Source organism: Mesorhizobium sp. WSM4810 (assembly GCF_055811235.1).
In genome coordinates this window covers 1-11,940 of record NZ_JBVVQV010000012.1, presented here as the reverse complement: position 1 = coordinate 11,940, position 11,940 = coordinate 1, and the positions used below count along the sequence as shown (strand labels likewise).

General features: G+C 62.2%; 10 protein-coding genes. 1 reads left to right on the top strand and 9 read right to left on the bottom strand.

Annotated features, from left to right (window positions below):
- Positions 1-83: 83 nt before the first annotated feature.
- The 9 genes from AC0L3O_RS18355 to AC0L3O_RS18315 form a co-directional block, all read right to left on the bottom strand.
- Positions 84-1,148, bottom strand: coding sequence for an ABC transporter ATP-binding protein (locus AC0L3O_RS18355; protein WP_473616248.1), 1,065 nt, complete (start codon positions 1,146-1,148; stop codon positions 84-86).
- A 29-nt stretch (positions 1,149-1,177) separates the two neighbouring features.
- Positions 1,178-1,972 carry an ABC transporter permease gene (locus AC0L3O_RS18350; RefSeq protein WP_473522085.1) on the bottom strand — a complete coding sequence of 265 codons (795 nt, stop codon included), beginning with the start codon at positions 1,970-1,972 and terminating at the stop codon, positions 1,178-1,180.
- Positions 1,969-2,877 (bottom strand): ABC transporter permease, encoded by a 909-nt coding sequence (locus tag AC0L3O_RS18345; RefSeq protein WP_473508093.1) that lies wholly within the window; start codon positions 2,875-2,877, stop codon positions 1,969-1,971. Before AC0L3O_RS18345 ends, AC0L3O_RS18350 begins: the two co-directional genes overlap by 4 nt.
- Positions 2,878-2,936: 59 nt before the next feature.
- Positions 2,937-4,043, bottom strand: a complete 1,107-nt coding sequence (locus tag AC0L3O_RS18340) for an ABC transporter substrate-binding protein (protein WP_473616247.1) — start codon at positions 4,041-4,043, stop codon at positions 2,937-2,939.
- A 242-nt stretch (positions 4,044-4,285) separates the two neighbouring features.
- Complete coding sequence (locus AC0L3O_RS18335; protein ID WP_473616245.1) at positions 4,286-5,458, bottom strand: iron-containing alcohol dehydrogenase; 1,173 nt, start codon at positions 5,456-5,458, stop codon at positions 4,286-4,288.
- 18 nt (positions 5,459-5,476) lie between these two features.
- Positions 5,477-6,865 carry an aldehyde dehydrogenase family protein gene (locus tag AC0L3O_RS18330; RefSeq protein ID WP_473616244.1) on the bottom strand — a complete coding sequence of 463 codons (1,389 nt, stop codon included), beginning with the start codon at positions 6,863-6,865 and terminating at the stop codon, positions 5,477-5,479.
- Between the two features lie 87 nt (positions 6,866-6,952).
- Positions 6,953-8,323: a glutamine synthetase family protein gene (locus tag AC0L3O_RS18325; protein WP_473616243.1), complete on the bottom strand. Its 1,371-nt coding sequence runs from the start codon at positions 8,321-8,323 to the stop codon at positions 6,953-6,955.
- A gap of 94 nt (positions 8,324-8,417) precedes the next feature.
- Complete coding sequence (locus tag AC0L3O_RS18320; protein WP_473517416.1) at positions 8,418-9,932, bottom strand: amino acid permease; 1,515 nt, start codon at positions 9,930-9,932, stop codon at positions 8,418-8,420.
- A gap of 21 nt (positions 9,933-9,953) precedes the next feature.
- Positions 9,954-10,775 (bottom strand): N-formylglutamate amidohydrolase, encoded by an 822-nt coding sequence (locus tag AC0L3O_RS18315; RefSeq protein WP_473616242.1) that lies wholly within the window; start codon positions 10,773-10,775, stop codon positions 9,954-9,956.
- Positions 10,776-10,927: 152 nt separating this feature from the next.
- On the opposite strand from AC0L3O_RS18315, the gene AC0L3O_RS18310 reads away from it, so the two are divergent.
- Positions 10,928-11,755, top strand: a complete 828-nt coding sequence (locus AC0L3O_RS18310; RefSeq protein WP_473616240.1) for a MurR/RpiR family transcriptional regulator — start codon at positions 10,928-10,930, stop codon at positions 11,753-11,755.
- Positions 11,756-11,940: the final 185 nt, after the last annotated feature.

Sequence of the window (11,940 nt, the reverse complement as noted above, 5' to 3'; positions counted from 1 at the left end):
ATCTCGGCGCGTAAAGCCCCTTCTTGCTATTCACTATTCACTATTCACTATTCACCATTCACTACTCACCATTCACTCTTCCCCTAGTGCAACACCAGCATGTCGCCCGACGAGAACGAAATCTCGGCCTTCTCGCCGACAGCGGGCGGCGGCGCGGCCGGGCTGTTGAACGTGTCGAGCGACACCGTGCTGCCGCCGATGCCGACGCGAACCCGGATGACCGAGCCGAGGAAGTGCACTTCGGTGATCTCGCCCGAAAGACTGGAGTCGCGGCCGGGATGGCGGCCGAGCGAAATCGCCTCGGGCCGCAGCGCCAACGACAGCGTGTCGCCGGACTTGGAGCCGTTCAGCTTTCCCTGCAGCGAGACCTCTTGCGAATTGACGCGCACCTTGCCCGAGGCTGCATCGGTGACGGTGCCTTCGAGCACGTTCAGCGTGCCGACGAAATTGGCGACGAACTTGGTCGCCGGCCGGTTGTAGATCTCGAACGGCGTGCCGACCTGCTCGGCCTTGCCGCCATACATGACGGCGATGCGGTCGGAGATCGACAGCGCCTCTTCCTGGTCGTGGGTGACGAAGACGGTGGTGATGCCGAGCTTCTTCTGGATCGAGCGGATTTCCTCGCGCAGCGAGACGCGCACCTTGGCGTCGAGCGCCGACAGCGGTTCGTCGAGCAGCAGGAGCTTCGGCTTCGGCGCAATCGCCCGCGCCAGCGCGATACGCTGCTGCTGGCCGCCGGAGAGCTGATAGGGATAGCGGTCGCCCATCTGCGGCAGCTTTATGAGGTCGAGCATCTCGGCAACGCGCCTGTCGGCATCGGCCTTTGGCATGCCCGCGACCTTAAGCCCGAAGCCGATGTTCTGCGCCACGGTCAGGTTCGGAAACAGCGCATAGGCCTGGAACACCATGCCGACATTGCGCTGGTTGGGCTTGAGCCGGGTGATGTCCTTGCCGGCCACGACGATCTTGCCGGCGCTCGGCTCCTCGAAGCCGGCGACCATGCGCAGCACCGTCGTCTTGCCGCAGCCCGACGGCCCGAGGAAGGAGACGAATTCGCCCGGCTCGACGTCGAGGTTGAAATCCTGGACGACGGTGGTGGCGCCGAAGGCTTTTCGAACCTGCTGGATGGAGAGGAATGGCTCGGCCATGGCTTTTCTTTCGGTCAGTACTTTTTCGATCAGTTTGGCCGGTTCGCCGATCGCGGCGCAAAACGCGACAGGATCTGGATCAGCGACATGCAGCCCCAGGTGATGGCGAACGAAATGAGCGCCAGTGCCGATGGCTCATAAGCGCTGTTGGCGCCGATGTTCTGCAGATAGGGGCCGAACGCCGGGCGATTCAGCAGCGACGCCATGGTGAACTCGCCGATGACGATGGCAAAGCTCAGGAACGCGCCGGACAACACGGCGATCAGCACGTTCGGCAGGATGATGCGGGCGATGATGGTGGTCCAGCCGGCGCCGAGGATTTGTGCGGCTTCGGTGAGCGTTCTGACGTCGATGGTCCTGAGACCGGTATCCACCGCCCGGTACATATAAGGCAGCGCCAGCACTGCATAGCCGATGACCAGCAGAGCATCGGCGCCGCGTGCTGTCGCCAGAAAAGGCAACGTCGAATTCGAACCGAACATCCTGATGTAGCCGAAGACGATGACGATGGCGGGGATAACCAGCGGCAGCAGGGTGATGAACTCTACGACCGGCCGCAGATGCGGTAGCCGCAGCCGTATCCAGTAAGCCGTCGGGACGACGAGGAGCACGCCCAAAAGGATGGTGAAGATCGCCACCACGACGGAATAGGTAAATGTCGCCTGGAAATTTGGATCTCCGAACACCGAGCGGTAGGCGTCAAACGAGTATTCGCCTCGCCGCTTACGCAAGGAGAATTCAAAGGTCGCCAACAGTGGCAGGATAAAATAGGTGGTTCCCACGCCAAAAACCAGCCAGGCCCAAAAACGGCTGCCTTGCTTCATTTCAGCCACCGTTCGGCTCGCCGTTGGAACAAAATGTAGAAGAGATTGGCCAGGCCGGTGATGACGATCATGCCGAATGCAAGGGCATAGCCTAGATTCGGATTGTAAAGCACGTCGCCGCGAATCTGCGCGAACAGCTGGATGGGCACGATGTTGAGTGACGGCCCCGTCAGTGCATAGGCCGTTGCGACCGCGCCGAACGCGTTGGCAAAAAGCAGGACCGTGGTGCCGAGAAAACTCGGCCATAACACCGGGATCACCACCATGCGCCAATATTGCCAATTGGTTGCGCCGAGCGTGGCGGCAGCTTCGCCCCATTCCTTCTTCAGCCCATCGACCGCCGGCGTGATGATGACGATCATCAATGGAATCTGGAAATAGAGGTAGGTGAGGATCAGGCCCCAGAACGAAAAAATACTGAAGCCGAGCGAATAGATGTTGATGCCGAAAATGTCTCGCAACAGGATCGTCGCCACGCCGAGCCGACCCAGCGTCGCGATGAACGAGAATGCCAGCGGCACGCCGGCGAAATTCGAGGCGACGCCCGAGAAGGTCAAGGTCGCCGAGCGCAGCCACGACGGCAGGCCGCCGCGAATCACTGCCACGGCCATCGCAAGGCCAATCAGGGCGCCGAGCACCGCAGAAACAAAGCTGATCTGAATGGAGACCCAATAGGCGGCTGCGAGCTTGGGTTGCGACAACGCTATGATGTTGTCGAGCGTATAGTCGCCGGCTGCATTTTTGAACGCGCCGGCGATCAGCCCTACCGTGGGCAAGATCAGAAAGAGCAGCGCGAAAACGAAGAACGGCGCTACGCCCAACCAATGCAGTGGCAGCCGAAGGCGGCTGATCTCCGGCGCGCCAGGGCTGACGCGGGCTGTCTGGGATAGTGTGGAGTCTGCCATGGACTTCCCGAACTTGGCATAGGGCGCCGGCCGGCGAACCGGCCCGGCGCCCTATGGAACTATTTCACGACGGCGCCAACGATGGCATCCCAGTTCGTGCTGATTTCCTTCTTGGCGGCGTTCTGCTCCTCCAGGGTTGGGAAGATCGCCTTTTCGTAGTTCTCGGCGGCCGGCAGCTTGTCCAGCATCTCCTTCGGGATCACGCCCTTCTTGGCAAGGTCGTTGAAGCGGATCGGGTGGCAGTAGCCCTTCAGCCAGCCGAGCTGGCCTTCGTCCGAGTAGAGATACTCCATCCACAGCTTGGCGGCGTTCGGATGCGGCGCATAGGCGCTGATCGCCTGCACGTAGACGCCAGCCACCACCGCGCTCTTTGGCACGACGATTTCGATTTCCGGATTGCCGGCCATCTTGTCGCGCATGGCGAGCAGGTTGTAGTCCCAGTTCATCACGATCGGTGTCGTGCCCTGGGCGACAGCTGCCGCTTCACCGTCGACCGGCACGAAGTTGCCGGCATCGTTGAGCTGCTTGAAGAACTGCAGACCCTTGGCGGCGGCATCCTGGCCGCCGGTACCGCCAGCCGCGAGGCCCGAAGCGTAAACCGACATGACCGCGTTGTTGGACGAGCGCGGGTCACCGGCGAGCGCCACCGAATTGGCATACTCCGGCTTCATCAGGTCAGCCCAGTCCTGTGGCGCGTTCTGCACGACGGCCTTGTTCACGCCGAAGGCGAGCACGCCGTAGTAGTCGCCATACCAATAGCCATCGGCATCCTTGGCGCTGTCAGGGATCGTATCCCAGGTCGACACCTTGTAGGGTTGGACCAGGCCGTCTGCTTTGGCCGACGGGCCAAAAGACAGGCCGACGTCGATGACATCAGGCGCCTGTGGGCCCTTATTGTCCTTGTTGGCCTTGATCGCCTCGATCTCGTCGCCGGAGCCGGCATCGGGATTGAGCTCGTTGACGGTGATTTCCGGATATTTCGCCTTGAAGCCGGCGATGACGTCGCCATAGCCGCACCAGCTGTGCGGCAGCGCGATGGTGGTGAGTTGGCCTTCCGCCTTGGCGGCGGCGACCAGTTCATCCATTGACTGCGCCGACGAGATGGCAGAGGTCGCCATCAGGGCGACGGCCGTAAGGGAAAGTACTTTTCCCGTGAATTTGAACATGTGTTCTCTCCGTTGAACTGACGCCGTTGGACGCCTGCGATGCGGTATCGTTTTCGTGTGACAGCCCGATGAATGGTTTGTGAAAGCGATGCCCTGCAGTACGAAAAAGTAAACTCTTTTTAACCGGCTGTAGCAATCGCCTCGCAACTATTTTTCCGGCTAACGAGTTTCCGTCTTACCTTTCATCTTTCCCCCTTTCTTGCCCTCAATTTCCCGGATCAGTTTCCGGCGCGAATACTGTGTCAGGCGGTGCCGGCAATGGCATTTTCGAGCAGCGTCAGCGCCGCCTTCCTGGTCAGCTTGACAGGGTTGCCGCCGGCGGTCGGATCGACCACTGCCATGTCGGCGATCAGGCCCTTGCGCTTCTTGTCCATGTCGAGCCCTTTGATCAGGCCCGGCAGCGCGTGCGGCACCTCCAATTCCTTGCGCAGCTTGATGACGGCCTTGGCGAAGCCGTCGAAGCCGCCCTTGATGCCGCAATAAGCCGCGAGCCGGGCGATGCGCGCCTCGATGGCGTCGCGGTTGAAGGCCAGCACATAAGGCATGAACACGGCGTTGGTCATGCCGTGATGGGTGTCGTAGAGCGCGCCGATCGGATGCGACAGCGAGTGGATGGCGCCCAGCCCTTTCTGGAAGGCGGCGGCGCCCATCGCGGCCGCGCTCATCATGTGGGCGCGGGCGACGAGATCCTTGCCGTTGGTATAGGCCTTCGGCAGGTTCTCGAAGACGAGCCGCACGCCTTCGACGGCGATGCCGTCGGCCATCGGATGATAGCCCGGCGCGCAATAAGCCTCGAGGCAATGGGCGAGCGCATCCATGCCGGTGCCGGCGGTGATGAAGCCGGGCATGCCGACCGACAGTTCCGGATCGGCGATGACGATGGCCGGCAAAAGTTTCGGATGGAAGATCACCTTCTTGGTGTGGGTCGCTTCATTGGTAATGACGCCGGCGCGGCCGACCTCCGAGCCGGTGCCGGCCGTGGTCGGCACGGCGATGATCGGTGCGATCGCGTCGGAGTTGGCGCGCGTCCACCAGTCGCCGATATCCTCGAAATCCCAGACCGGCCGCGTCTGGCCGGCCTGGAAGGCGATCAGCTTGCCGAGGTCGAGCGCCGAGCCGCCGCCGAAGGCGATCACGCCGTCATGCTTGCCCTTCTTGAACACCGCAATGCCGGCGGTCAGGTTGGAGTCCACCGGGTTCGGCTTGACCTCGGAAAATACGCCATAGGGTACCTTGGCATCGTCGAGGATCTTCAACGTCGAAGCGACGACCGGAAGTTTGGCCAGCCCCGGATCGGTGACGAACAGCGGCCGCTTGATGCCGGTGGCTTCAAGCACATCAGGCAATTCCTTGATGCGCCCCGCGCCGAAGCGCACGGTCGTCGGATAGTTCCATTTGGAAATCAATTTTGTCATTTCCGTCTTTCAAAAAAATCAGATGGCTTCACGCAGATGATATGACTTCGGCCTCGTCAGATTGTCGTAGCCGATGGCCGACAGCGCCGCGCCCTTGCCGGTGTCCTTGACGCCGGTCCAGACCAGCGCCGGATCGAGATAGTCGCAGCGGTTCATGAACACGGTGCCGGTCTCGACGCGATCACCGATCGCCGCCGCATGCTCGGTGTCGCGCGTCCAGATCGAGGCCGTCAGCCCGTAGGGGCTGTCGTTCATCAGCGCGATCGCCTCCTCGTCGTTGCGCACCTTCATGATGCCGACGATCGGCCCAAAGCTCTCCTCGCGCATGACGCTCATCTGGTGATCGACCCCGGTCAGCACTTCCGGCGCCAGATAGGGCGAGCCCGGCTCGTCATTGGCCACCTTCATGTTGATATGCGCCCTGGCGCCCTTGCGCAGGGCCTCGGCCTTCTGCTCGCGGATCAGGTCGGCGAAGCGCGCCTGTGCCATCGGCCCCATCGTCGTCGCCTGGTCGAGCGGGTTGCCGACGACGTAGTTCCTGGTTTCGGCGATGAAGCCTTCGACGAATTCGTCATAGACCTTCTCGTGGACATAGACGCGCTCGATGCCGCAGCAGCACTGGCCGGAATTGTAGAAGGCGCCGTCGACCAGGTTGGCGACGGCATGGTCCATCTTGGCATCGGCCAGGACATAGGCCGGATCCTTGCCGCCGAGTTCAAGGCCGAGCGTCATGAAGGTGCCCGCTGCGGCCTTTTCGATGGCGCGGCCGCCGGCAACCGAGCCGGTGAAATTGACATGGTCGATCTTGCCCGAGCCGAGCAGTTTTTCGGTCTGCGCATGGTTCATGACGAGGTTCTGGAACAGACCCTTGGGCAGGCCTGCTTTGTCGAACGCCTGTTGAAAACGTTCGCCGACCAGAAGCGTCTGCGCCGCATGCTTGAGGATGACGGCGCTGCCGGCCATCAGCGCCGGCACGATGGTGTTGACGGCGGTGAGATAGGGATAGTTCCACGGCGCGATCACCAGGACCACGCCGAGCGGCACCTTCTTCACATAGCGGCGAAACCCATCCTTGGGATTGAAGGCCATCACCGGCTTGAGTGCCGCTTCCGCAATCTCGACCATGTAGCTGGTGCGTTCCCTGACGCCGCCGAACTCGCCGCCATAGCGCACCGGGCGGCCCATCTGCCAGGCGATCTCCGGCACGATCTCGTCGGTCATGGCGACCAGCGCTTCCAGCATGGCGAGCATGTACTTGCCGCGCTCAACGATCGGCGTCTCAGCCCATTTCTCCTGCGCCGCCTTGGCACGCTCGACCGCGGCATTGATCGCCTGGTCCGTGGCGATGGGCCGTTCGGCATAGATCGAACCATCGACGGGAGATTTTATCTTGACCGTGTCGGTCATTCCTTGGGTCCTCGCAATTTACGACAATCTCGGTTTTGAGCCGCCCGCCCGTCCGGCAGCAAAGCTGAACGGCAACGCTGGCGTAGTTTAGTACCGCTCAAACCCCCTGTGCAGTTCCCAATCGGTAATGCGGCGGTCGTATTCGAACTGCTCCCAGTGCGCCGTATGGACATAATGCTCGAGCACGCCGTCGCCGAGCGCCTGCTTCAGCATCTCCGATTTTGCCAGCGTCTCGGTGGCGTCACGCAAGGTCTTCGGAATTTCCGGCAGCTGCGAGGCTTGATAGGCATCGCCGACGAAGGGTTTTTGCAGGTCAAGCTTTTCGTCGATGCCGGCCAGGCCGGCCGCGATCAGCGCGGCGAAGGCGAGATAGGGGTTGAGATCGGCGCCGCCGATGCGGCATTCCATGCGGATGCCCTTGGTGCCCTCGCCGCACAGGCGGAAACCGGCGGTGCGGTTGTCCTCGCTCCACATGATCTTGGTCGGCGCGAAGGTGCCGGCCTGGAAGCGCTTGTAGGAGTTGACGTAGGGCGCCAGGAACCAGGTGAATTCCCTGGCATATTTGAGCTGGCCCGCCGCCCATTGCTGGCCGAGCGTCGACAGTGTCCATTCGGCCTTTCTGTCGTAAAAAAGCGGCGTCTCGCCGTCGGCGCTCCACAGCGAATTGTGGATATGGCTGGAATTGCCGGCCAGCCCGTAATTGTACTTGGCCATGAACGAGATCGCCTTGCCTTCGGACTCGGCGATTTCCTTGGCGCCGTTCTTCAGGATGACGTGGCGGTCGGCCATCTCGAGCGCCTCGGCATAGCGGACATTGATTTCTTCCTGGCCCGGACCCCACTCGCCCTTGGAGTTCTCAATCGGAATGCCGGCTGCCTGCATCTCGTTGCGCAGCCGGCGCATGACGCCTTCTTCCTTGGTGGTGATGCCGATCTGGTAGTCGCCGATATAGGGCGAGGCTGTGTCGAGGCCTTGCCAGTGCTTCTTGCGGGCGGAATCGTAGGTTTCGCTGAACAGATAGAATTCGAGCTCGGAGGCGAAATAGCCGAGATAGCCGCGCTCGGTCAGACGCTTGACCTGCTTCTTCAGGATGGCGCGCGGCGAATGCGGCAGGTCGTCATGGCTGTGGTGGTCGAGCACGTCGCAGATCACCAGCGCCGTCTTTTCCAGCCATGGAATGCGCCGCAGCGTCGACATATCCGGCTTCATGACGAAGTCGCCATAGCCTTTCGACCAGCTCGCCGCCTTGTAGCCGGGCACCGGTTCCATATCGATGTCGGCGGCCAGGAGATAGTTGCAGCCATGCGTCTCGTCATGGGCGGAATCGACGAAATACTGTGCCAGGAACCGCTTTCCCGCCAGCCGCCCCTGCATGTCGACAATGCACGCCACCACCGTATCGACCTCACCGCTGGAGACCGCCTTTTTCAACTGATCGAACGAGAAATTTCCGGCCATTCTTGCAAGCTCCGCCGCCCTTATGGCGCTTCGAGAGTTCAACTCTGGACCCGGCCGCGGAAGCGCGGCCGGGTAGTTGAGATACCAAAACAGGTTAGGCTTTCTGCGCGTGCTCCAGCGCGAACTCTTCTTCCGGCGACAGGATCAGCTTGTGACGGCCGACCAGCCCGAAATAGACGATCGCGATGGCGAACCACAGCGCCACCCAGACCACGCCCTTGGTGAAGTTCGCGTCCTGAATCTGGTAGAGCAGGGTGACCACGCCGATGATGATCGTCAGCACGGCGCCCGGGACGCCGAGCGGGCTGCGATAGGGACGTTCCATGTTCGGCTGGTTCTGGCGCAGCAGGATGAAGGACACCGCCTGCAGGATGTAGGAGAACATCGCGCCGAACACCGCCATATTCAGCAACACCGAGCCGATGAGCGAACCGGCCGTAGCGCCGCCAAGCGCGAACCACATGATCAGCATGATGCCGAAGCCGACGATGGCGCCCGCAAACATCGCCACATACGGCGTCTTGTACGATTTGTGGGTGACCGACAGCGCCGACGGGAAATAGCCGGCGCGGCTGAGCGAATAGACCTGCCGGCCCATGGCGAAGATGATGGTGTGGAAACTTGCTATCAATCCAATCAGCGCGATGACGCCAAGCAGCACTGCACCGGAGTCGCCATAAATCGCCCGGAAGCCGTCAAGCAAAGGCTCGCCGGAAGTCGCGAGCTTGAAGGAACCGACTCCGATGACCGACGGGTTGAGCAGCACGATCATGAAGGCCGAGACCATCAGCGTCAGCATGCCGGCGATAATGCCGCGCGGCATGTCGCGCTTGGGGTCGACCGATTCTTCCGCCGCCAGCGGAAGCTGCTCGATAGCCAGGAACAGCCAAACCGCAAAAGGCAGCGTCGCCAGCACGCCCGAGAAGCCGAACGGGAACATTGAGCCATTGCCTTCGGGAAGCTCCATCGCCGCTCCGTCCGGGCCGACGCCGATGTTCAGCGCCCAGCGCGAAAAGTCCATGCTCGGGATAGCGCTGATCCAGAAGACAATCAGCACGGCCAGCGACAGCAGCGTGACGATCAGCGTGACGCGGAAGGACAGCGCGACGCCGAAAATATTCAACGCCAGGAACAGCCCATAGGTCACCAGCCACCAGAGCGGCGGCCAGACGCTGGAGTCGGGAAAGGCGACCGACCAGATGCCTCCCATATAGGAGCCGATGAAGAAGGCGATGACGGCGGGCGTCACCACATACTCGACGTTTTCGCAAAGCCCGGTGATGAAGCCGCCCCACGGCCCCATCGCCGTCCGGGCGAAGGAGTAGGCAGCGCCGGTGTGCGGCAAAGCCGGGCTCATCTCGGCGATCGAGAAGACGAGGCCGACATACATGATGGCGATGATGATGCCGGCCACCAGCATGCCGCCCCAGCCGCCTGTCCCGAATCCGAAATTCCAGCCCGAAAAATGCCCGGATATGACGGCGCCGACGCCGAGCGCCCACAGATGCCAGACATTGGCGTGACGCACCAGTTGCCGGTCCTCGAAATAGGATTTGTCGCGCTTCGCGTATGCGACGCTGCCAACTTGCTTCGTATTACCGCCTGCCATTTGAAAGTCCCCTTCTTCTTGTCAGTTGACCGGTTCCACCGGATGGCCGAGCCCGCGCCGGCCAGATCCCTGGGATCCGGATGACGGCTCGAGATCGGAAAAAATCCCCGTGAGCAGATCCGCCCATTTTCGCTGCCCGGCTTCGTCGGATATTTCGTCGTTGCGGATTTCGATCATCGCGCAGGGTAGCTCCCGCGGGCGCGCGTGCCGTTCCAGCGTGAAATAGACACGGTCGGCCGGCGAATAGGGTTCGTTGATGCCGACTGTGACGCCGGCGAGCCGCTGCAGCGCGGCGACGAGCGGCGCTGCCAGGCGACGATCCTCGTCATGGATGACGCCGATGTGCCAGGGCCGGCTCTTGCCGTTGTAGACCGGGTTGAAGGAATGGATTGAAACCAGCCGCGTCTCGAGCCCGCGCGCCAGCCTTGTGTCGATGATACGCGCGACCGCATCGTGAAAAGGTTGCCAGGACAGGGCGATGCGCGCGGCGCGCTGCTTCTGCGACAGGCCGGCATTGCCCGGAATAGTTGTGGCCTCGCTGACCGGCGGCACCAGATCGGGTGCGTCGAGCGGGCGGTTGCAGTCGATGACAAGCCGCGAAATGCGGGTCTCGACCAGCGTCGCGTCAAGCGCCGCGGCCATGCGGCGGGCCACCGCCAGCGCGCCGGGATCCCAGGCGATATGGCGGGAAAGCTCTTCGGCAGCAAGGCCGAGCGTTCCGAATTCCGGCGGCAGGAAATTGGAGGCGTGGTCGCAGGTCAGCACGAAAGGGCTCGATCCGCCGGGGTTCGTCACCCCTACGGTTTCAGGCGATGCAAGGCTGGCGGGCCGTGCTGTCTCCATTATCCTGTCGTCCCCGGGGAGCGCTGTATCGTATGTTACGTATTTTGCCTCATTGCGTCCCTGTGGATGATTTCATACAGTTTGTCCGGCTTTGTCAAACGCGATTTCGGGTCAAATGCGATTTCGGCAAAACGGCCGGGCATGGGGAAAAGATGATTTCGAGCATTGCCGAACTGATCTCGGATCGCATCGGCACGATGCCGGCGGGCGAGCGCCGCGCAGCGCAGACGCTGATCGCCAGCTATCCGCTGATCGGCCTGAAGACCGTCGCCGAATTCTCAGCTGCCGCTGGCGTCTCCTCGCCGACGATCCTGCGTTTCGTCGCCCGCCTCGGCTTCCAGAACTACCCGGAATTCCAGTCGGCGCTGCAGGACGAACTGGCGGCGCAACTGCAGTCGCCGGCATCGCGCACTCTCGACCCGCCATCGCCGAACGGCGGCGCGGTGTCGCCGATGCTGGAGGCGACGCTCGACAACATGCGCGAGACGTTCAGGCACCTGTCCGACAAACAGCTTGCCGACATCGTCGCAAAGCTTGCCGACCGACGCGGCAAAACCTTCCTGATCGGCGGCCGCTTCACCGATCCGCTGGCGCGCTACATGGCCGCCCACCTCGCCATCATCCAGCCCAACGTCTTTCACCTCGCCGGACAGGAAAGCGTCTGGCGCGATCGGCTGATCGACATGGGCAAGCGCGACGTGCTGGTGATCTTCGACATCAGGCGCTACCAGGACAGCCTGGTTCGCTTCGCCGAGACGGCGCACCAGCGCGGCGTGCAGATCGTGCTGTTCACCGACCAGTGGCTGTCGCCGATCGCCCGCTTCGCCCGCCATGTCATCGCCGGGCGCACTGCCGTGCCCTCGGCCTGGGACTCCTCGGCGGCCCTTTTCGTCGTGGCCGAAACGCTGATCGGCGCCGTCACCCGGCAGCTCGAGGCCGACGGCGCCAAACGCATCCGCGAGTTGGAAAGCCTGCGGTAGGGAATAGGGACGCGGCCTGAACTCGACCGCATGATCACTTCCATGCCGGAGAAGGCGGCCAGCAGGCTGCAAACGCAAAACGGCCCGCGTGATGCGGGCCGTTTTTTATTTGGTTGCGGGGACAGGATTTGAACCTGTGACCTTCAGGTTATGAGCCTGACGAGCTACCGGGCTGCTCCACCCCG

Bases quoted from the DNA above. Each gene is read 5' to 3' on its own strand.
- AC0L3O_RS18355 (WP_473616248.1), bottom strand. From the start codon at position 1,148: ATGGCCGAGCCATTCCTCTCCATCCAGCAGGTTCGAAAAGCCTTCGGC.
- AC0L3O_RS18350 (WP_473522085.1), bottom strand. From the start codon at position 1,972: ATGAAGCAAGGCAGCCGTTTTTGGGCCTGGCTGGTTTTTGGCGTGGGA.
- AC0L3O_RS18345 (WP_473508093.1), bottom strand. From the start codon at position 2,877: ATGGCAGACTCCACACTATCCCAGACAGCCCGCGTCAGCCCTGGCGCG.
- AC0L3O_RS18340 (WP_473616247.1), bottom strand. From the start codon at position 4,043: ATGTTCAAATTCACGGGAAAAGTACTTTCCCTTACGGCCGTCGCCCTG.
- AC0L3O_RS18335 (WP_473616245.1), bottom strand. From the start codon at position 5,458: ATGACAAAATTGATTTCCAAATGGAACTATCCGACGACCGTGCGCTTC.
- AC0L3O_RS18330 (WP_473616244.1), bottom strand. From the start codon at position 6,865: ATGACCGACACGGTCAAGATAAAATCTCCCGTCGATGGTTCGATCTAT.
- AC0L3O_RS18325 (WP_473616243.1), bottom strand. From the start codon at position 8,323: ATGGCCGGAAATTTCTCGTTCGATCAGTTGAAAAAGGCGGTCTCCAGC.
- AC0L3O_RS18320 (WP_473517416.1), bottom strand. From the start codon at position 9,932: ATGGCAGGCGGTAATACGAAGCAAGTTGGCAGCGTCGCATACGCGAAG.
- AC0L3O_RS18315 (WP_473616242.1), bottom strand. From the start codon at position 10,775: ATGGAGACAGCACGGCCCGCCAGCCTTGCATCGCCTGAAACCGTAGGG.
- AC0L3O_RS18310 (WP_473616240.1), top strand. From the start codon at position 10,928: ATGATTTCGAGCATTGCCGAACTGATCTCGGATCGCATCGGCACGATG.